Raw genomic sequence first — 21,123 nt, forward strand, 5'->3', positions numbered from 1 at the left:
TATTTGGGAGGTGGCCATGGCCGTTAAGCTCAATCTTCAAGATCTGACCTTCATCCTGAAGCAGATCAAGATCGCCGAAGCACATGCGAGCGGCATCAAGCTCACGGAACTGCGCCTCGATGCCGCCGGCACGCTTCTCACGGATCGGGGGCTCTACGACGCCACCGGCAACTGGCTCGGCGATGCCGCGGCGCCGAAGGCGATTGCGGATCCCCACGTGCCCTACGGGCTGCGCACGGTCGACGGCACCTACAACAACCTCGTGCCCGGCCGCGAGACCTGGGGCTCGTCCGGCCAGCCGATGCCGCAACTCTTCGAGCCGACCTACCTCAACGACGCGGACGGGGACACGATGGCGCTCGGACCGGGCGCTCCGGTCATCACGAACACCAATTACGGGCTGCCCGGCTCGGTCGCCGATGCCGACCCGCGGATCATCTCGAACCTCGTGGTCGATGCCACGCTCGACAACCCGGCCGCCATCGCCGCGGCGTTTCGGATCGCCGGCTCGGAGAACGTCATCGCCGATCAGCGCGCCATCACGGCAGCGCACGAGGCCCTGAAGGCCGCCCAGGCCGCGAACCCGGCCGGCGATCACGCGGTCCTGCAATCGAACCTCGATGCGCTGCTGGAGCAGACCGGCGTCACCGTCACCAACGGCTCCATCGATGTCCTCAACGTCTCGCCCGACGAGGGGCTGTCGAAGCCGTTCAATGCCTGGATGACCTTCTTCGGCCAGTTCTTCGACCACGGTCTCGATCTGATCTCCAAGGGCGGGAACGGCACCGTCTACGTCCCGCTCGCCGCCGACGACCCGCTCGTGCTCGGACAGGACGGCCTCGCCGGCACTGCCGACGATCTCGCGCCGCATCTGCGCTTCATGACGCTGACGCGCGCCGCGCAGGTCGAGGGTTCGCAGCGCAATGTCACGACCCCCTTCGTCGACCAGAACCAGACCTACACCTCGAACGCATCTCACCAAGTGTTCCTGCGCGAATACGCACTCGTGGACGGGCGGCCCGTCGCGACCGGGCGCTTGCTCGGCGGCGCGGACGGAGGCCTCGCCACCTGGTCGGACGTCAAGTTCCAGGCGCGGACGATCCTCGGCATCGAACTGACGGACGCCGACGTCTCGGCCGTCCCGCAATTGCTGGTGGACGCCTACGGCGAGTTCGTCCGCAGTGCCAACGGCTTGCCGCAGGTGATGGTCGGAGTGGGGCCTGGGGGGCAGGCCATCTACGCCAGCGGCAGCCTCGCCGAGCCGCTGAAGCTCTCGGCGATCCAGCTTCCCGTCGGCACCGTTCTGGTGGGTCCCAACGGCGCGCAGAACGTCATCGAGGCCGGCGAGACGGTCGCAGCGGCCCGCACCTTCAACGCGTTCCTCGACGACATCGCCCACAACGCGGTGCCGGTCGCCGTGAACGGCGTGCTCCGGCCCGATGCCGACGCGCTCACGGGCAATGCGGTTCAGATGAACCCGCAGACCGGCCGCAATCTCGAATACGACAACGAGCTTCTCGACCGGCACTTCGTCACTGGCGACGGGCGCGGCAACGAGAATATCGGCCTCACCGCGGTCCACCACATCTTCCATTCCGAGCACAACCGGCAGATCGACGCCCATAAGCTCACGATCCTGCAGTCGGGCGATCTCGCCTTCATCAACGATTGGCTGGCGACCGACATCGCGGCCCTGCCGGGCAACTTCGCGCAGATGACGGCGCTGGGTCAGCTCGCCTACGCCAATACGCTGTCCTGGGACGGTGAGCGGCTGTTCCAGGCGGCGCGCTTCGCCACCGAGATGCAGTACCAGCACCTCGTCTTCGAGGAATTCGCCCGCAAGATCCAGCCGCTGGTCGATCCGTTCGTGTTCAACCCGGTGACCGAGATCGACCCGTCGATCTTCGCCGAGTTCGCCAATACGGTCTACCGCTTCGGCCACTCGATGCTGACCGAGAACATGCCGCGGCTCGGGCCCGACGGGCAGGCGCTCGACGCCGACCTCGGCCTGATCGACGCCTTCCTCAATCCGTTGGCGTTCGACAACGACGGCGGCCTGTCCCACGACGAGAGCGCGGCCGCGATCATGCGCGGCATGACCATCGAACGCGGCAGCGAAATCGACGAGTTCGTCGTCGGCGCCCTGCGCAACAACCTGCTCGGCCTGCCGCTCGATCTCGCCGCCATCAACATCGCCCGCGGCCGCGATACGGGCACGCCGACGCTCAACGAGGCGCGGGCCCAACTCTACGCCGCGACGGGCTCGACCTTCCTCACCCCCTACACGAGCTGGGTGGAGATGGCGGCCAACCTGAAGAACCCGCTCTCGGTGGTGAACTTCATCGCCGCCTACGGCACCCACGGCACCGTTGTCGCCGCGACGACGCTCGCGGCCAAGCGCGACGCGGCCATGGCCTTGGTCTTCGGCGGCGAGGGCGCGCCGACGGATCGCCTCGACTACCTCAATTCACGCGGGAGCTGGGCCGGACGGGAAACGGGCTTCGGTGCGGTCGATCTCTGGATCGGCGGCCTGGCCGAGAAGCAGATGCCGTTCGGCGGCATGCTGGGCTCGACCTTCAACGCCATCTTCGAAGCCCAGATGGAGAACCTGCAGGATGCCGACAGGTTCTACTATCTCAGCCGTGTCCAGGGGCAGAACTTCCTCAACGAGTTGGAGCAGAACTCCTTCTCGAAAATCATGCTCGCCAATTCGAGCCTGTCGCTGCCGGGGCCTGACGGCATCCGCGGCACGGCGGACGACATCGTGCCCCGCCATATCGGCGTCGATGCCTTCGCCGATTACGACTTCGAGCTGGAGGTGAACGCCGCCAACCAGCTCGACCAGAATGGCGCCGCCCCCGGCCGCGACCCGACCGGAAACGACCCCGTGCTGGAGGCGATGGGCCTCGGCAAGGTCGTGCGCGACGATCCCGGCACCGCGGCCGATGAGGGCGCGAGCGGCTTCCACGCCTCGGTCAACGCCCTGGTCCGGCGCTCCGGTGCGGATGGGAGCCCCACGGGCGCGCTCGTGGACGGCAGCGAGGATGGGGTCGGCGACGCCGGCAGCCCCGTCACCTGGGCCGATCTCAAGGCAAATGCTGCCAAGCTCGGCATCGCGCTGACCCAGGCGGACATGCTGGACGCGCCGGTGCTCCGGATCGGTGCCGATGGGCGCCTCGGCTTCGCTCCCGGCTCGTCCGTCCCCGAGGCGGTGGCGGTCGCCAACGGCAGCTTCGAGGGCTTGGCGCTGGTCGCCGGCCAGGAGGGCGTGATCCTCGACGGCAACGGCAACTACACCACGACGAACCCGGCCGGCTGGACCATCGCCGGGGGCGTCGGCGGCCTCTTCGCGCCGGCCGACGCGGTCGTCGACCCCGCCGGCCGCGACGGCGCCAACGTCGTGTGGCTGCGGGGTGGCGCCACGCTCTCGCAGGAGGGCGGGACGACCCTCCAGGCCGGCGTCGGCTACACCTACAGCTTCAAGGTCGGGGACCGCACCGATTTCACCTGGCCGGGCGCCGAGGCGCGCCTCGTGGCGGTCGGCGGGGCAAACCCGGTGACCCTCGGGACGCTGACCCTGACGGAGCCGGCCGACGGGCAGTGGGGCACCTTCACCCTCGCAACGGGTGTTGTCCCGTCGGCGCTTGCGGGCCTTCAGCTTCGCCTGGAGATCCGCAACACCGGCAGCGGCGATGCGCAGATCCTCGTGGACGACATCGAACTCGTGCGGACGGCGCCGGCCTACCGGTCCGATCTGACCCCGGCGCAGACGCCCGGCTACGACCCGGCCGCCGACCCGTTCCTGCGCGATGGCGCCGGCAACGTCCTGCGCACCGGGCAGTCCATCGCCAGCCCGGCCGCCGACCTCGACGCAACCGTCGTCGATCCGGCCGCGCTCAATCAGCCGTTCGCCACCGGGCACTACCTCCGCTTTACCGGCGGCGAGCACGTGCTGGTGGGCGGCACCGACGGCAACGACACCATCATCACCGATTTCGGCGATGACGGAATCTGGGGGGATGCAGGCGACGATCGGATCGAGGCGGGCGCAGGCGTCGATCTCGTGAACGGCGGGGCGGGCGACGACATCATCACCGATTCCGGCGATACCGGCGACTTCCTCAAGGGCGAGGACGGCAACGACGTCATCGCCAACTCGAACGGCATCGACATCCTGATGGGCGGGCGCGGCAAGGACGCGATCTTCGTCGGCGTCGATGCGACCGAAGTCTTTGCCGGCGAGGGCGACGACTTCGTGCTCGGCGGCGACGACGCCGACCTTCTGATGGGCAACGAGGGCGACGACTGGATGGAGGGTGGCGGCGGCTTCGACACCACCGCCGGCGACAACTCGGAGCTGTTCTTCAACTCGGCCATCAAGGGCCACGACGTCATGTTTGCCGGGGGCGACGAGCATGATTTCGACGGCGAGTCCGGCGACGACATCATGGTCCAGGGCGAGAGCGTGATGCGCAACGAGGGCATGTTCGGCTTCGATTGGGCGATCTACAAGGGCAACCAGATCGCGGCCAATGCCGACATGCGCATCCCGATCTTCACCACCGAAGAAGCCGACATCCTACGCAACCGCTTCGACAAGACGGAGGGGCTCTCCGGCTGGCGGCTGAACGATACGCTCATCGGCGACGACCGGACCGCGGCCGCCAACGCAGATGCCGAGGCGCCTGCCGGCGCGCCGATCACGGCGGCAAACGAGGGCGTGTTCTTCAACGACGGGCTCGACGCGGCCGGCATCGCCCGGATCGCGGGCCTCGACCAGATCGTGTCGCTTGCTTCCGGACAGCAGTTCTTCGAGGCCGGCAACATCCTGCTGGGCGGCGCGGGCAGCGATACGCTCCAGGGCAACGGCGGCAACGACATCCTCGACGGCGACCGCTGGCTGAACGTGCGCATCAGCATCCGCAATCCTGCGGATGCCGGCCAGGAGATGGCGACGGCCGACAGCCTGAAGCACGTCTTTGACGACAGCGCCGCCAATCAGGCGCGTGGCTGGGCCGGAAAGTCGCTCTTCGAGCTGATGATCGACCGGGTGATCAGCCCGACCCAGCTCGCAATCGTCCGCGAGGTGATCACCACCGGAGCGACGGCGTCGGACGTGGACACCGCCGTGTTCAACGACATCCGGGCGAACTACACGATCACCCGCGCGGCGAACGGCACGCTCACCGTCTCCCACACCACGCTGACCAATCCCACCGTCGATGACGGCACGGATACGCTGCGCAACATCGAGAAGCTGCGTTTCGCGGACGGCACGGCGGACGTCGCGCTGGTTCTCAACCAGCCCTTCGATAGCCTCACCATCAGACCGTTCGACGCGGACGGCGATGATTCCTCGACACTCGTCGCAACGCTGGTGAACCGTGTGAACGCGACCACCCGGCCCGTGACCCTGCAGTGGCAGGTGCTGGCCGACAACGGGCAGTGGCGCAACGTGACGGGCGCGGACGGCCAGGTCACGAACGGGGGCACCTTCTTCACGCCGACCGGAGCAACCGGCGTCGAGATCCGGGTGGTCGCGAACTGGACCAGCACGGTCGCCGGCAACACCGGCCTGCAGCAGACGGCCTCCGTCCAGTCCGCCTTCGTCGGAACCGCCGCCGCCGAGGACATCGCGGGTTCCGCGACCCCGAACGTCATCCTGGGGCGCGACGGCGACGACGACATCGAGGGCGATGTCGGCAACGATGCCATCTACGCCGGCAGCGGCGACGACCGGGTCGATGGCGGCGAGGGCGACGACTCCCTCCTCGGCAACGACGGCGCCGACACCCTGATCGGCCGGACCGGCAACAACACGCTCGACGGCGGCAACGACGACGACCAACTCTCCGGAGGGCACGGCAACGACCGTCTGATAGGCGGCGCCGGCACCGACACCGCCATCTACTCGGGACCGATTGCGGCCTACAGCTTCGAGCGGAACGCGCAGGGCGAGGTCGTCGTCAGCGACAACCTCGGAGCGGAGGGCGACGGCGTCGATACGCTCACCACGATCGAGCAGATCCAGATGGGCAACGACCTCACGCCCTACGCGCTGGTCGCCAACGGCACGGCGGCCGTCGACATCGTGGTCGGGACGGCCGGCAACAACACGCTCAGCGGCGGCGCGGGCAACGACCTCGTCTTCGCGGGAGCCGGCAACGACAACCTCCTGTGGCGGACAGGCGACGGCCGCGACTTCGTCGATGGCGGCGCCGGCACGGACAGCTTCCGGATCATGAACGGGACCGGTCCCGTCCAGCAGCTCACGCTGGCCCAGGCCCGGGCGCAGTTCGCGAACCTGTCGTTCCGTGACGACACGCAGACCGTGGTCGTGCGCAACGGGATCGTCATCGCCGAGCTCAAGAACGTCGAGCAGGTCGCCGTGAACGCCGTCGCGACCGGGGCGCCTGTCGTCACGGACCCGACGCCGACGAACGGGCTCGTCTCGCCGACGGAGGGCCAGCCGCTCGGCGCGCTGGTCGCCGCGATCCAGGACGCCGACGGTCTTGGGACCTTCTCGCTGCGCTGGCAGCAATCGGGCGATAACGGCCAAACCTGGACGGACATCGCCGGCAACGCCGCCGGCACGCTCAACTACACGCCCGGCCAGGCCCAGGTCGGGGACGTGCTGAGGCTGCGGGTGAGCTTCACCGACGGCGCGGGAAATCCGGAAGAGCTGTTCTCGGCGCCCACCGGCGTCGTCGGCGACACCTTCACTGGCACGGCGCTCAACAGGACCTTCAACGGGACGGCCGGTGACGACATCGCCAACGGCGCCGACACCGCCCTCTTCGGGATCCAGCCGAACGACACGATGAACGGTGGCGCCGGCAACGACATCCTGAATGGCCGCGGCGGCAACGATACGTTCATTCAAGTCAGCACCGACGGGCGCGACCGCGTCGATGGCGGGGCCGGCACCGATACCTACCAGTTGAACGGCGCCGCGGGGCCTGAGACCTTCCGCATCTACAGCCGGTCAGCCTGGCTCCAGGTCGCCGGCAATACGGAGGCGCAGCTCGCCGCTTCGACCGAGATCGTGATCACCCGCAACGGCACGGGTGCCGCCGCGATCGTCGCCGAACTCGACAACGTCGAGGAGATCCGCGTCAACACGCTCCAAGTAACGTCGCCCGGCGGCCAGAACGGCGGTGCCAATGGCGGCGACACGATCCAGGTGCTCGGCAGCTTCATCGGCACCAGCCTCAACTTCAACACCATCACCATCGACGGCTCATCGGGCGACGACACCGTGGACATGGCCGCCCTCACCTCGGCCCACCGCATCGTCTTCCGCTCGAACGGGGGGCACGACACCATCGTCGGCACCCTGCGGCCGCAGGACGTGATCGAACTGCCGGCCGGCTCGAACCGGGCGGACTACGTCGCGGCCGCGGGCGCCAACGGCATGACGACCCTCTCCAACGGGTCGCACACCATCACCTTCTCGGCCGCGGGCGGCATGCCGCGGATCACGGTCGATGCAGGCGCCGACGGAGGGGACGGCGAGGGCGTCACCGGCGCCTTCGCCTACACGGCAGCCGACATCGACGGGCTGGAGGCGCTAGTGCGCGGCCAGCGCCCTGACAATGCGGGCGACGACGACGTGCCGACGGGCTACCGCGAGCTCAGCGGCCACGGTAACAACCTCGACCACCCGACCTGGGGCAGCGCCGACCAAGCCTTCATCCGCCTGACCCAGGCCCGCTACGGCGAGGCCGACGCCAACGGCAACCGGGCCATCAACCCGATCTTCGACGGCCTCGACGCGCGCACCATCAGCAACATCCTCGGCACGCAGGAGGCCGGCCTGCCCAAGGCCGGAAACGACGCCAACATCTTCTTCATGGCGATGGGCCAGTACATCGACCACGGGCTCGACTTCCTGCCTAAGGGTGGCAACGGCTCGATCGTGATCGGTGCGTCCGGCGGCGGGGCACCGGGCTCCAACAACCCGGCCGACCTCACCCGCGGCACCGTCATGGCCGTCGATGCGAACGGCGTGCCGCAGCACAAGAACCAGACCTCCCCTTACATCGACCAGAACCAAGCCTACGGCTCCAACGCGCTGGTCGGCCAGTTCCTGAGAGAGAGCGACGGGGCGCAGGGCGTCGGCATGCGGCTCCTGGCGGGCGCACCGGACCCGTCCAACCCCGCCTTCAACCTGCTGCCGACGCTGCGCGAGTTGGTCAACCACCACTGGCAAGCCGACACCATCTTCGCCGGACCGGACGGGCCGATCAGCTTCCGGACCTACTACACGAACTTCGCCCTGTCCGAGGGGGTGACCGGCACCCTGTTCAACACGGAGACCGGCGCCTTCGACCCGCAGGTGCTCACGAAGCTCGTCGGAAACTTCATGGGCTCGGGCCATCCGCTGCTGCTCGACACCAACCCCTTCATCAGCGTCCTCGACCACTTCGTGGCCGGCGACGGGCGGGCCAACGAGAACTTCGCCCTCACCTCGATCCACACGGTCTGGGCGCGCAACCACAACTACCACGTCGAGAAGCTGCTGGAATCCGGCTTCGAGGGCACGCCCGAGCAGGTGTTCCAGGCCGCCAAGATGGTCAACGAGGCGGAGTATCAGCGCGTCGTCTTCGACGAGTACCTGGAGACGCTGATCGGCGGCCTGCGCTCGGACGGCACGCACGGGTTCGAGGCTTATGATCCGAACGTGGATGTCGCGATCAGCCACGAGTTCGCCGCGGCTGTGTTCCGGTTCGGCCACTCCCTGATCGGGCAGACGCTGAACGTGAAGGGCGCCGACGGCGAGACCGTTCCGGTCAGCCTGTTCGACGCCTTCCTCAACCCGAGCAACGATCCCTCGGTGTTCACCGCGCCGCTGCCCCCGGCTACGTGCCGCAGCCCGGCTACGCCCAGTACGGCGTCGGCGGCATCATCGGCGGCACCATCGAGCAGGCGGCCGAGGACGTCGACTTCAACATCGTCGATGCGGTCCGCAACGACCTCGTGCGCATTCGGGCCGACCTGTTCGCCTTCAACGTGGCCCGCGGCTGGGATGTGGGCCTCGGCACCCTCAACCAGGTCCGGGCCGATCTGGCGGCCTCCACCAATCCCTACATCCGGGACGCGGTGGGCTTCGCCGGCGGCGACCTCTCGCCCTACGCCTCCTGGGAGGACTTCCAGGCGCGCAACGGCCTCAGCGACGCGGTGATCGCGCAGTTCCGGCAAGCCTACCCGGACCTCGTCCTCGCCACCGCGGACATCGCAGCCTTCCGGGCGATCAACGGCGACATCGCCATCGCCATGCAGGCCGATGGGACCGGTGTCGTGAAGGGGATCGACCGGCTCGATCTCTGGGTCGGCGGGCTTGCCGAGAAGCACATCAACAACGGCGTCGTCGGCCAGACCTTCTGGGTCGTGCTGCACGAGCAGTTCGACCGACTGCAGGACGGCGACCGCTTCTACTACCTCGAGCGCTTCGACAACTTCGACTTCTACGAGAACGTCGTCGACGGCCAGGGCTTCTCGGACATCGTTGCCCGGAACACCGGCCTGACGGTCCTGCCGGAACACATCTTCGAGCTGTCCGACGAGGACGGACCGGGGACGGAGCCCGGCGATGACGACGACGGCGACACCGATCCCGTGGGTGGCGATCCCGACGAGGACGAGGACGAGGACGGCCCGACCGATCCGGTCGGCGGTGGCGGCGATGCCGGTGGGGACGAGGACGATGACGACGGCGTGACCGACCCTGTCGGCGGCGGGGACGATCCCGGCGACGACGAGGACGACGGGCAAGGAGACGGAGACGGGACGACCGACCCGGTCGGCGGGGGGGACGGCGACGAGGACGGGCCCGGGACCGGTCCCGGCACCAATCCGCCCGTCAACCACGTGCCCGGCGTGATCGCCGGCGGCGCGAACGGAGACGTCCTTAACGGCACGGCGGGGGCGGATACCATCCTCGGCCTGGACGGCGACGACAACATCCTCGCCGGCGGCGGTGCTGACGTGGTCCGGGCCGGAGCGGGCAACGACTTCGTCGATGCCGGCGAGGGCCGGGACGTGGTGTTCGCCGGGGACGGCGACGACGATGTCCTCAGCGGCGGCGGCGCCGACATGGTGTACGGCGACGGCGGCAACGACCGCATCCTCGCCGGAGCCGGCAACGACCTTGTGACCGCCGGCGCCGGCCGGGACACGGTGATCGGCGGCGAGGGCGACGACCTGTTCGTGGCCGAGACCGGTGACGGCGACGACACCTACTGGGGCGACGAGATGGGGGGCGGGCTGGGGAGCGACACGCTCGACATGTCGGCCATCACCGCCAACATCGCGGTCAACCTCGGGACGGGTCTGGCCGGGCGCGGCAGTGCGACCAGCACCCAGTCGGGTCGCGACGTGCTCTGGGGCGTCGAGAACGTCGTCACGGGGTCCGGTAACGACGACATCACGGCGAGCGACGCCGCGAACGTGATGGATGGCGGCGAGGGCAGCGACACCTACCGCTTCGGCTCGGCCAGCGCGGCGAACGGCGACACCATCGAGGGCTTCCGGCCGGGCGACAAGATCGACCTCAGCGCGATCGACGCCGATGCCGGGCAGGCCGGGAACCAAGCCTTCACGCTCGCGACCGGCGCGGCCTTCACGGGGGTCGGACAACTCCTGGTGACGCAGGAGACGCGCGACGACGGAGACTACGTCGTCGTCCAGGGGAACACGGCCGGCGACGCCTCCCCGGAATTCAAGCTCGCCATCAAGGGCAATACGGCGCCCACGGCCGCCGACTTCACGCTCTGATCCTGGTCGGGCCCCGGCCAGGGGCCCGACCCACTTGCCTGACGAGGGGGAGAGCCTGCCATGCGTTCCAGAGATCAGAAAAAGCTCGCTCAGCAGCGTTGTGCCGAGCAGCTCACCCAAAGCGTTCGGGGGCCCTTCGTCTTTCTGTTCGGGATGTCCGGGATCATCAACATCCTGGCGTTGACCGGCTCGTTCTACATGCTGCAGGTCTACGACCGCGCCCTGCCGAGCGGGAGCCTGCCGACGCTCGTCGGGCTGTCGATCCTCGCCGTCGGACTCTACCTGGCGCAGGGCCTGTTCGACGTTCTCCGCTCGCAGATCCTGGTTCGCCTCGGGGCGCAGTTCGACCGCCGGGTCGCTCCGCTGGCGCAGCGGGTCGGGATCGACATGCCGCGCTTCGGCTTCTCGACCGCGGAGGCGATGGAGCGCGGCCGCGACGTCGACACGGTGCGGGGCTTCCTCGGGAGCCCCGGTCTCGTCGCCCTGTTCGACCTGCCGTGGGTGCCGGTCTTCCTCGTCTTCGTCTACATGCTGCACCCCTATCTCGGCGCGCTCACCGTCGCCGGGGCGGTCGTCCTCGCGCTGCTGACCATCCTCGCCGAACTCCTGACCCGGCGCTGGGCCGGCGCCACGCAGCAGGCCGTGGTGGCCCGCAACGCCATCGCGGACTCGAACGCGCGCAGCGCCGACGTGCTCAAGGCGATGGGCTTCGCCGACCGGGCCGTGGACCGCTACCGCCGCGCCAACGACGAACACCTCGACCTGCAGACCCGCACCACCGACATCAGCGGCACGTTCGGGGCGATCGCGCGCGTCCTGCGCATGATCCTGCAATCGGCCGTGCTCGGGCTCGGCGCCTACCTCGTCATCGGCGGCGAACTCTCCGCCGGGGCGATCATCGCAGCCTCGATCACCTCCGCCCGCGCCATGGCGCCCATCGACCAGGCGATCGGCAACTGGAAGGTGATCCTGGCCGCGCGGACCGCCTTCCGGCGCCTGAAGGAGACCGTGATCGCCCTGGCCGCCGCCGAGCCGCCAATGACGCTGCCGCCGGCGCACCGGTCGCTCAGGGTCGGCCACATCACGGTCGCCGCCCCCGGCTCGGGTCGCGTGCTCCTCTCGGATGTGGGGTTCGAGCTCAAGGCCGGGCAGGCGCTCGGCGTCATCGGACCGAGCGGCGGCGGCAAGACCACCCTCGGCCGCGCGCTGACGGGAATCTGGCCGCTGCTGCGCGGCAGCGTGCGGCTCGACGAGGCCGACCTGCCGCAATGGGACGAGGCGAGCCTCGGAGGGATGATCGGCTACCTGCCTCAGGAGGTCTGCCTCCTCGACGCGACGGTCGAGGAGAACATCTCGCGCTTGGCCGAGGACAGCGATCCGGCGCTGGTCGTGGCGGCCGCGCAGGCGGCGGGCGTGCACGAGATGATCCTGCGGATGCCCGACGGCTACAAGACCGAACTCGGGCCGCTCGGGACGGCGCTCTCGGGCGGGCAGCGGCAGCGGATCGCCCTCGCCCGCGCGCTCTACGGCAATCCCTTCCTCGTCGTCCTCGACGAGCCGAACGCGAATCTCGATGCCGAGGGCGAGGCTGCGCTCGCCGCGGCAATCCAGGGCGTGCGTGCCCGCGGCGGCCTCGCAATCGTGATCGCCCACCGCCCGAGCGTGCTGGCGGCCGTGGATCTGATCGCCGTGATCCAGGACGGCAAGCTGACGGCGTTCGGCCCGAAGGAGGCGATCCTCGGCAAGGCCGCCCGCGACGGTGCGGCCAAGCCCGACAGCGCCCAGGACAACAGGGAGCGCTCCATGCCGGAGCGGGTGCCCGCATGACAATCGAGATCAAGGGCACAAAGCCCGGGCGGGACGCGCCCGAGGGTGCCGAGCGTTACGTCTCGCGCAGCGCAGACCGGCGATCCGGCGTCCCCTACTTCGCAGCGGTGGCGGTCGCGTCCGTGGCCGCCTACCTCAAATCCCTGCTTCTGCCCCGCGCGACCCTGGCAGAGGAAGTGGACCCGGAGATCGCGGCCGCACGCGCCGACGCCCTGCGCCTCGTCCATTCCGAGGAGCTCGCCGCGCCGACCCCTGCAAAGGCCGCCGAGGCACCGAAGCCACTGGCCGAGCCGCCATCCCCGGTTCTGCAATCCGGCATGTCCCTGTTCGACGACGGGCACGAACTGCTCGCGCGCGGGCTGCGCTTCGCAAGGCCCGACGCGCATCCGGACCTCGGCGACTTCAAGGCCTCTCCGGTCATCCCCCAGCCGATCAACGACAACGGCGGCTCCCTCGCAGCCGGATCGGGCGGGCGCGGAGGCGGGCAGGCGAGCGGCGGCGGCGGCCGGCCACGGGACGCATCCCACCCGGAACCGGATGCGCAGGAGCCCGGCAACGAGGCACAGCCGGCCCCCCGACCGCTGGGAGAGGAGAAGGCCGACAGGCCGGATCAAGGCTCGACCGGGCAAGGCTCGGCCTGGCAAGGCTCGACTGGGCAAGGCTCGACTGGGCAAGGCGGATCGAACCCACAGGGTCCTGGGCCGTCGGACGGCGGCGTCCGGATCCCCCCCGACTCTACGCCGGGCGGCGATCCGCGTCCCGTCGATCCGGCGAGCCCGCCGCGCGGCCGGGACGACGGACCGGCGGGGCAACGCAACCGCGCGCCCGTGGTGAACGGCCCGGTCCAGCTCGGGGATATCGCGGGCTGCGCACTCCTCACCATCGCCCTGAGCGATCTCCTGCGCGGCGCCAGCGATCCGGACGGAGACGCACTCAGCGTGCGCGACGTCCGGGTCTCCTCCGGCACCGTGACGGCGGACGGCTCGGGTTGGGTGTTCGACGCCGACGCGCCCGGTCCGGTCACCATCACCTACGCGGTGACGGACGGCGAGTTCTCGGTCGCCCGTACGGCTCATCTGACCGTCCTCGAACGGGCTTGGATCGGCGGCACGGACGGGGACGACCTCATCCTCGGCACACCCTGCGCGGACGACATCGCGGCCGGCGCGGGAGACGACAATGTCGACGCCCGCGGTGGCGACGACCTTGTCGACGCCGGCAGCGGCAACGACCACGTGATCGCGGGCGACGGCGCCGACACAGTGCTGGGCGGGCCGGGCGACGACGTCGTGTTCGCCGGGGCGGGCGCGGATCGGGTCTCGGGCGGGGCGGGTCACGACCGCCTGTTCGGGGAGGCGGGCGACGACCTTCTGTTCGGGGAGGCGGGCGACGACCTGCTCGATGGCGGCGAGGGGCGCGACATCCTGGACGGGGGCGACGGTGACGATCTCCTCCTTGGAGGCGAGGGCAACGATAGCCTCTACGGCGCGGCCGGCGCCGACGACCTGTCCGGCGGCACCGGTGCCGACGTGCTCGTCGGGGATGCGGGTGATGATCGGCTGCAGGGCGGCGAGGGCGCGGACATCCTCTCGGACGGGGCCGGGCGTGACCTCGTGTCGGGCGAGGCGGGCGACGACGTGATCATCCTCGCCCTCGACAGCGCGGAGGACACGGTCGACGGCGGCGCGGGGCGGGACACGCTCGACCTGTCGGCGGCCACGGTCGATCTGGTGGTGGACCTGAGGAACGAGACCGTCTCCGCTCAGGAGCTCGGCCTCGACCGGATCACCTCGGTCGAGGCGATCATCGCGGGATCGGGCGACGACCGCTTCGTGGTGGGCGGCCGGGATCTCGTGCTCACCGGCGGCGGCGGCGACGACGTGTACGCGTTCGCCGCTCCGGCCGAGCCGCGCGATGGCACCCGCACCGTGCAGATCACGGACTTCTCCGTCGGCGATTACATCGATCTGGTCCGCTACGCCCTGTTCAAGGAGGAGACCGCGGCCGGGCGCCCGCTCGCGGAGGCGCTCCGGGGTGAAAGCGATGCACCGACCGGGATCCAGTGCCGGTTCGATCGTTCCGAAGGCCGGGACCGCACGGTCGTCTCGGCCGACCTCGACCATGACGAGGCCTACGAGACCACCGTCGTCCTCGATGGCGAGCACTTGCTGCGCTTCACGATCGGGCCGCTGCCCGAACCGCCGACATTCCACACTTGAGAGCGAAGCCGGAGAAGGATCATGCGTACATCTCCCGATCGGATGCCGCGCCCCCTGCGGCGGCACGAACCGCAATCCCGCACGAACGTCGCGTTCTCCGTCGGCCCGCGCATCGTCGCCGGGTTCATCTTCGGCGCGGCGCTCGTCGGCGGCGTCGGCGGCTGGGCCGCCACGACCGATCTCAGCGGCGCGATCCTCGCTTCCGGATCCGTCGCCGTCGATCAGCGAGCCAAGTCCGTGCAGCACCGCGACGGCGGCGTGGTCGGCGAGATCCTCGTGCGCGATGGGCAGCCCGTCACGGCCAGCCAAGTGCTCCTCAGAATCGACGACGCGCAGACCCGCGCGGAACTCGCCATCGTGAAGGGACAACTGGTGGAACTCGCCGCCAAGAAGGCGCGGCTCCTGGCGGAGCGCGACGGGCAGCGCGAGGTCAGCTTCCCGCAAGCCCTGCTTCACCAGGGTGCAGAGGTGCAGTCGATCCTGGAGGGCGAACTCCGGCTGTTCCGGGGCAACCTCGCCGGCCGTGACAGCCAGCGCCAGCAGCTCGAACTCCAGATCGGGCAGATCGCTGAGGAGATCGCCGGCCTCACGAAGCAGCGGGACGCCAAGAGAGACGAACTGGCCGTCCTCACCACCGAGCATGGCAAGCTATCGATCCTGGTCGAGAAGCAGCTCTACGAGAGTTCCCGCTTCCTGCCGATTACCCGCGACAAGCACCGCCTGGCCGGCGAGCAGGGGTCGTTGGAGGCCTCCATCGCGCGGGCGAAGACGCGGACGAGCGAGATCCGCGTCCAGATCCTCGCCATCGCAGACACCGCGCGGACCGAGGCGCAGCGCGAGCTCAGTCAGGTCGATGCCAAGGCGGCAGAGCTGAGCAACCGTCGCGTGGCATTGGACGACCGGCTGACGCGCACCGAGATCCGTGCCCCCGTGACCGGCATCCTGCACGAATTGAAGACCTTCACGGTTGGCGGCGTCGTCACCCCCGCCGACATCCTGGCGACCGTGGTGCCCGAGGACGCGCGGCTCAAGATCGAGATCCGCATCCCGCCGACCAGCATCGACCAGATTGGCGTCGGCCGCGCGGCCCGGGTCCGCTTCACCGCCTTCAGCCAGCGCACCACCCCCGAACTTAAGGGAGTGCTGACCTACGTCTCGCCCTCGACGACGAAGGGCCCACGGGACGAGGCGTTCTATCTCGGGCATGTCGAGCTCAAGGATGGCGAGATTGAACGCCTGGGAGGCTCGGCCCGCCTTATCCCTGGAATGCCCGTCGAAGTTCAGGTCGCTACGGATGAGAGAACAGCAATGTCCTACCTGATGAAGCCACTTCAAGACCAGTTTAGTCGCGCATTCCTTGAGCGATGACTGTTAATATTTGCGGATCGATTGATTTCGCCAGCCAAGCCGTGCGCATGCCGAGGTTCGACTGCCTACCCCTAAATTTCCGTTTCTAGTAACCCTGGCATAGTACTAACTATTGATGCGCGGATACCACCCGTGATATCCGTAGAGGGTGGCCCTGCTTGGGAGGCGGCAGTGGAACAGAGCTTGGTAGATTCGCGGGGTGATTTCTGCGGTTCGCAGATTCGCTTGGACCGGGAAATATTCATGGATCTCGTGGTGACGACGATGGGGTCCTTGTTTGAGGATACAGTCGGATCCAGCGAAGCTGGCAGCTTCATTAGCTTGGTCGGCCTCGCTGTGGGTGAGAAGATCCAGGAAGAGTACCTCCAGGTGAGTGGCGCGAGCCAACTCGACAGGAAAGGGATGGTCGACGCTCTGCTCGACATGAAGCAGCGGATCGGCAGCGATTTCTACGTCATGGACGAATCGGAGCAGCGCATCGTTCTCGGCAATAAGCGCTGTCCGTTCGGAGAACTGGCAAAGAAATGCCCTTCACTGTGCATGCTGACCGCGAACGTGTGTGGGCATCTGGCCGCGGAGAGTCAGGGATATGCACGAGTCGATCTTCCCGAAACCATCGCCGCGGGGGCGTCCGAGTGCCGGGTCGTCATCAACCTCGACCCGAACACAACCGGCAGCGGGCGGCGGTATCATCGGCGAGCCTGGGCCTGAGTCCGATTTCGCCGCGCTGTTCGCCTTCGTTGCGGATCCCCTGATCCTGGTGGGCCAGTTCGGGCTCGTGGAAGACGCCAATCCGGCTGCGTTCGACCGTTTGCCGGACCTCGCGATCGGCCTTCCCCTGCCGGTCGAGAAGACACATCGCGAGCGGATGAGCCGCTACCTCAGCCTGTGCTCGCGGACCGAGAACCCGATCCCCGGCGCGGTGTTCGTCCGCGCCGGAGCCGAGAGTTCCTGCCGTCATCCATGCCGGGGCGCGCGCATCGTCCTGCGCGCGTATGGTGACGAGCCACTCGTCCTGCTTCATCTCACGCCGACGAACCTGGAGGGCCGCCTTCACCTCCTCACGGAGCGGCTGAACGATGTCCGGCGCGTCATGCAGGAGCGCAAGCGGCGTGAGATCGAGATGCAGGCGCTCCTGACCGAGCGCAGCCGGTTGCTGGTCCACCTCGAGGAGGACGCGCAGGCACGGCAGCGTGCCGAGGCCGAGCGTGACGCCGTTCTATCGAGGCTCTACCGGGCCGGGCAGGACGAGCGGCGGCGTCTCGCGCGCGACCTCCATGATCATGCCGGTCAGCAACTCGTCACGCTGACCTTCGGCCTGAGAAAGATCGCGTCACGCCTGTCTTGCCCAACGGCCATCCATGAGGTCGAGCAACTTCTCCGACACACCCAGGACATCGGGCAATCGCTCCGGAGGGTGACCCTCGAACTCCGGCCGGCCGCCCTCGATGAGTTCGGCTTCGTGACCGCGCTGCGCTCGCTCGTGGATGAGTGGAGCCGGGTGACGGAAATCGTGACCGAGTTTCAAATCGTCGGGGAGGAGGTGGATTTTCCGCTGGAGACGGCGATCACGCTCTATCGCTTGGCTCAGGAGGCGCTCACGAACGTGGCGAAGCATGCGGGGCCGGGCGTGTGCGTGTCGGTCGTGCTGCGGTTCAGCGCTTTGCAGGTCACGCTGACGATCGACGACAACGGCAGCGGCTTCGCGGCCGACGAGGCGATCGCGACCAGTCTCGTCTCCCAGGGGAAGCTCGGCCTGCTCGGTATGCGTGAGCGGATGGCGCTGGTCGACGGCACGCTGAACATCGAGTCGGCTCCCGGCCGGGGCACGAGCATCGTTGCCCGCGCCTACCGGTCCGTCGAGGAAAGCGGGCATGCCTAGGACCCTGATCCACGTCGTGCTGGCGGACGATCATCCGGTTTTCCGTCACGGTGTGACGAGCCTGATCGCTGATTCCGGCGAGATCGTCGTGGTGGCCTCCGTCGAAACGGGCGCGGCCGCCTACCGGGCGATTGTTCAGCACGAGCCGGACGTCGCCATCCTCGACATCAATATGCCGGAGATGAATGGCGTCGCCGTTCTTCGCCATCTTGCGAGAACGGGGACGCGGACCCAGGCTATCATGCTGAGCGTCTATGAGAGCCGGGTCTACATCGACCAAGCCTTCGAGGCGGGCGCCCGCGGCTATGTACTCAAGCGGTCGGCCTTCCAGAACATCGCCAGCGCGGTGCGGGCGGTTCATGCCGGCGGCATCTATCTCGATCCGGCATTGCCGGAGCGCACCGCTCCGCATCGGCGGCTGAGTTCAAGCGTGGATGAGGCGGCGTGCTCGACCTTGAGCGAGCGCGAGCGCGACATCCTCCGGTTCGTCGCCTTCGGCTTCACGAGCAAGGAAGTCGCCGACCGGCTCGGCGCAACCCCCAAGGCCATCGAGACCCAAAAGGCTCGGGCCTGCACCAAGCTCGGCCTCGCAAGCCGGGCACAGATCGTTCAGTTCGCCATTCTCCAGGGTTGGCTTCATGGAGAGATTCCTCTGCGCTGACATTCGGTCTCAGCATTGGCCGGAGCGATTTGGCCTTGAATTGATTGGCTCGCAGAAACATCTCGCCGCTCGAGATCGCCTCCAATTGGTAGCGACAGACCAGAATGATCCGTTCGCGGAAGATCACTGCACTTTCCTGCACGACAAAGCTCATTCGGATCAGCGCATAATCATTTCAAAGAGCCATCGTGCGTCGGCTCATGGTCGGGCCGCATAGGATCGGCCGCTTCATGCGCAACATGAACGTACCAGTTCGCCTCTATAGGCATAGCGAGCCCGTACACTGGACCTCGACGCATAAGGCACATCAGAAACGCCGAGCTCAACCGAGCGGATCCGCATGCAGGCCGGTCTGACGGCAACCTAATGGAGTTCCAAGGATGCCTCGATGAGACCACGGACCTCCTGCCAAGCCGGTGTCGACGGGGTGACCACGTCGAAGTGTCCGGCATCCGAGACGTTGATGAGTTGCGGCGCAGGTCCGGACCTCCCTCGTACAGCGCGGGCATAGTCGTAGGCGACCCATGGCGGCGTGAGTCGGTCCAGGACGCCGCTGACCAGAAAGATCGGTACCCCTGCGGGCGGGAGGGCTGCGGGTGACACCTCCGATAGCTTGTCTGCTGGGGCGATCCGCTCGACAATGCCCGGGCCGCAGAGCACAGGGATGAACCGCGCGAACGTCGTAAGATCCCCCACGCCGCCCAGGCTGATCACCGCCCGCGGGACAAACCCGGTCGCTGCGTGAAGAGGGCTCGTGGCGGGAAGCAAGCCGCGCGAGGCCGCCCAGAGGGCGAGATGGCCACCTGCCGAGTGGCCCACGAACACCACTCGTGAGAGATCCAAGTGGTGGGCTCCTGCCTCTTCAGCGAGGCGGTCCAGAGCGGCGCCCACGTCCTGATAAGTTCCGGGATAGCCGCCGCCGGCCTCGTTGGCACGGCGGTAGCCGATGCTCCACACGGCAACGCCGCGACGCGTGAGATCGGGTCCTAGGTGACGCATCTGCTCGCGCCCGGCGGTGGTAGCGCTCCAGCAACCGCCGTGGATGAGAACCGCGACTGGGTGTGGGCCAGGGCTCGCAGGCAGGAATACATCGATCCCTTGAGAGGGGGCCTCACCGTAAGCGAGCTGCAGGGTCGGCGGAGGTCGCAACAGGTCACGAAAGTCCGCGAGTTCCACCGGGTCGGCTGATGCCGGGCCGATCGCGAGCACTGTCAAAGTAAGGATTGCGCAACGCTTCATGCCAGCCTCCCTGCGCAGAAGTGATGCTCCGGATCGAGGTGATGAGGTGTGCCGTATCGTGGCAGGGCCGTTCCTGACCACGGCCCAGCCAAGCTCAGGCTAGTGGCGAATCCCACGCGTGACCCAGTACGCGCGGGGAACGCAGATACCGAGCGGGGTGGGAAACTGGGCATGGAAGGCGATGAAGTCGCGCCGCAGATTGGCGCGGCGGTCCTCGTCGAGGCTGGCGGCCAGAGCCTTGGTCGGACCGTAGCCACCGGCGAACCGCTCCCAGGCCGCCTCTGCGCTCTGCTCGCGATAGAATGAAACGCCGTTCTCGAAAGCCAGCTCAAAGTCCCGACCCAGCAGTTCTTCAAGCCGCTCAGTGCGGCCCCACTCAAATGGCGAGGGCGGGGCCGGATTGGGCGGTGGCGGCATGTAGGGCTTCATCACCATGAACATCCTGAACACATTGTCGTTCGACAGCCAGGTGGTGAGGCAAATCCTTCCGCCCTTGCGACAGACACGTGCCAACTCAGCGGCTGCGGCCTCAGGCCGGCTAGCGAACATCACGCCGCAGGTAGAGATGATGGCGTCAAACGCGCCGTCGGCAAAGGGCAGTCTCTCAGCGTCGCCCAGCTGGTAATTGATGTCGAGACCCTCGGCCCGAGCCTGCTCAGCGGCGAACGACAAGAGATCGGCGCTGATGTCAGCCCCAGTCACCTGCGCACCCCGCCGGGCGACGACGCGCGAAGTCCAGCCGGTGCCAGTGGCGAGGTCGAGCACCCGCTCGCCCGGCTTCGGATCGAGACGCAGCACGCAGTGTTCGATACTGTCGGCGATGCCGCGACTGATCTCGTTGTAATGAGCGCCGCCGGAGTTCCAGATACTGGCAGGCTTGGCGTTATGAGGTTGGATCTCGTAGTTCATGGTGCCTCCGACTCACACGGGGCCCCCGCTCAAGATGCAGCTTTTCGCGCGCGAAAGTCCATCGTCGTGTTCAGCGCCGATCCGAATGAACTCCGAGTACTGCAAGGGGTCAGGAGTTCGCACGCCGATGGTTCTGCTGTGCGCCGCAACCGGACCTCGGCCTTCGGTCCAGAAGCGGACCTTGGCTTTGCCCCATCAACGGACTTTCGCCCGCGGCCGGCGGGCAGTCTGTTGTTGATACA

The 21,123-nt window shown here is 68.1% G+C and carries 11 protein-coding genes; 8 read left to right on the forward strand and 3 right to left on the reverse strand.

Annotation, left to right across the window (positions count from 1 at the left end; genetic code table 11):
• Positions 1 to 16: 16 nt before the first annotated feature.
• The 6 genes from MSPGM_RS08675 (at position 17) to MSPGM_RS08695 (ending at position 16,901) form a co-directional block, all read left to right on the forward strand.
• Positions 17 to 9,184, forward strand: coding sequence for a peroxidase family protein (locus tag MSPGM_RS08675; protein WP_410007709.1), 9,168 nt, complete (start codon positions 17 to 19; stop codon positions 9,182 to 9,184).
• A 92-nt stretch (positions 9,185 to 9,276) separates the two neighbouring features.
• On the forward strand, positions 9,277 to 10,776 hold the full coding sequence (locus MSPGM_RS25495) for a peroxidase family protein (RefSeq protein WP_410007712.1): 1,500 nt from the start codon (positions 9,277 to 9,279) through the stop codon (positions 10,774 to 10,776).
• Between the two features lie 60 nt (positions 10,777 to 10,836).
• Positions 10,837 to 12,603 (forward strand): type I secretion system permease/ATPase, encoded by a 1,767-nt coding sequence (locus MSPGM_RS08680; protein ID WP_003596166.1) that lies wholly within the window; start codon positions 10,837 to 10,839, stop codon positions 12,601 to 12,603.
• Positions 12,600 to 14,822, forward strand: coding sequence for a cadherin-like domain-containing protein (locus tag MSPGM_RS08685; protein WP_261926341.1), 2,223 nt, complete (start codon positions 12,600 to 12,602; stop codon positions 14,820 to 14,822). Before MSPGM_RS08680 ends, MSPGM_RS08685 begins: the two co-directional genes overlap by 4 nt.
• A gap of 21 nt (positions 14,823 to 14,843) precedes the next feature.
• A complete protein-coding gene (locus MSPGM_RS08690) occupies positions 14,844 to 16,190 on the forward strand; it encodes an HlyD family type I secretion periplasmic adaptor subunit (RefSeq protein ID WP_003596163.1) in 1,347 nt (448 codons plus the stop codon).
• Between the two features lie 243 nt (positions 16,191 to 16,433).
• A complete protein-coding gene (locus MSPGM_RS08695) occupies positions 16,434 to 16,901 on the forward strand; it encodes a methanogen output domain 1-containing protein (RefSeq protein WP_003596161.1) in 468 nt (155 codons plus the stop codon).
• Here MSPGM_RS08695 and MSPGM_RS08700 read toward each other — a convergent pair.
• Positions 16,840 to 17,355, reverse strand: coding sequence for a hypothetical protein (locus MSPGM_RS08700; protein ID WP_261926342.1), 516 nt, complete (start codon positions 17,353 to 17,355; stop codon positions 16,840 to 16,842). The genes MSPGM_RS08695 and MSPGM_RS08700 overlap by 62 nt on opposite strands.
• Between MSPGM_RS08700 and MSPGM_RS08705 the strand changes: the two genes are divergently transcribed.
• Both MSPGM_RS08705 and MSPGM_RS08710 read left to right on the forward strand, forming a co-directional pair.
• Positions 17,314 to 18,072, forward strand: a complete 759-nt coding sequence (locus tag MSPGM_RS08705) for a sensor histidine kinase (RefSeq protein ID WP_238506972.1) — start codon at positions 17,314 to 17,316, stop codon at positions 18,070 to 18,072. The two genes, MSPGM_RS08700 and MSPGM_RS08705, sit on opposite strands and share 42 nt — an antisense overlap.
• Entirely contained in the window at positions 18,065 to 18,733 is a 669-nt protein-coding gene (locus MSPGM_RS08710) for a response regulator transcription factor (RefSeq protein ID WP_261926343.1), read from the forward strand. Before MSPGM_RS08705 ends, MSPGM_RS08710 begins: the two co-directional genes overlap by 8 nt.
• 363 nt (positions 18,734 to 19,096) lie before the next feature.
• Here MSPGM_RS08710 and MSPGM_RS08715 read toward each other — a convergent pair whose 3' ends face one another.
• Entirely contained in the window at positions 19,097 to 19,972 is an 876-nt protein-coding gene (locus MSPGM_RS08715) for an alpha/beta hydrolase (protein WP_003596158.1), read from the reverse strand.
• Between the two features lie 99 nt (positions 19,973 to 20,071).
• Positions 20,072 to 20,881 (reverse strand): class I SAM-dependent methyltransferase, encoded by an 810-nt coding sequence (locus tag MSPGM_RS08720; RefSeq protein ID WP_003596157.1) that lies wholly within the window; start codon positions 20,879 to 20,881, stop codon positions 20,072 to 20,074.
• Positions 20,882 to 21,123: the final 242 nt, after the last annotated feature.

The sequence above is a fragment of the Methylorubrum sp. GM97 genome, assembly GCF_024347855.1.
In the GTDB taxonomy this organism is placed as follows: Bacteria; Pseudomonadota; Alphaproteobacteria; order Rhizobiales; family Beijerinckiaceae; genus Methylobacterium; species Methylobacterium extorquens.

What these genes read in the sequence shown, in the direction of transcription:
- MSPGM_RS08695 (WP_003596161.1), top strand. Translation starts at nt 16,434, where the DNA reads ATGGATCTCGTGGTGACGACGATGGGGTCCTTGTTTGAGGATACAGTC.
- MSPGM_RS08705 (WP_238506972.1), top strand. Translation starts at nt 17,314, where the DNA reads ATGCAGGCGCTCCTGACCGAGCGCAGCCGGTTGCTGGTCCACCTCGAG.
- MSPGM_RS08720 (WP_003596157.1), bottom strand. Translation starts at nt 20,881, where the DNA reads ATGAACTACGAGATCCAACCTCATAACGCCAAGCCTGCCAGTATCTGG.
- MSPGM_RS08685 (WP_261926341.1), top strand. Translation starts at nt 12,600, where the DNA reads ATGACAATCGAGATCAAGGGCACAAAGCCCGGGCGGGACGCGCCCGAG.
- MSPGM_RS08680 (WP_003596166.1), top strand. Translation starts at nt 10,837, where the DNA reads ATGCGTTCCAGAGATCAGAAAAAGCTCGCTCAGCAGCGTTGTGCCGAG.
- MSPGM_RS08675 (WP_410007709.1), top strand. Translation starts at nt 17, where the DNA reads ATGGCCGTTAAGCTCAATCTTCAAGATCTGACCTTCATCCTGAAGCAG.
- MSPGM_RS08690 (WP_003596163.1), top strand. Translation starts at nt 14,844, where the DNA reads ATGCGTACATCTCCCGATCGGATGCCGCGCCCCCTGCGGCGGCACGAA.
- MSPGM_RS25495 (WP_410007712.1), top strand. Translation starts at nt 9,277, where the DNA reads ATGCAGGCCGATGGGACCGGTGTCGTGAAGGGGATCGACCGGCTCGAT.
- MSPGM_RS08710 (WP_261926343.1), top strand. Translation starts at nt 18,065, where the DNA reads ATGCCTAGGACCCTGATCCACGTCGTGCTGGCGGACGATCATCCGGTT.
- MSPGM_RS08715 (WP_003596158.1), bottom strand. Translation starts at nt 19,972, where the DNA reads ATGAAGCGTTGCGCAATCCTTACTTTGACAGTGCTCGCGATCGGCCCG.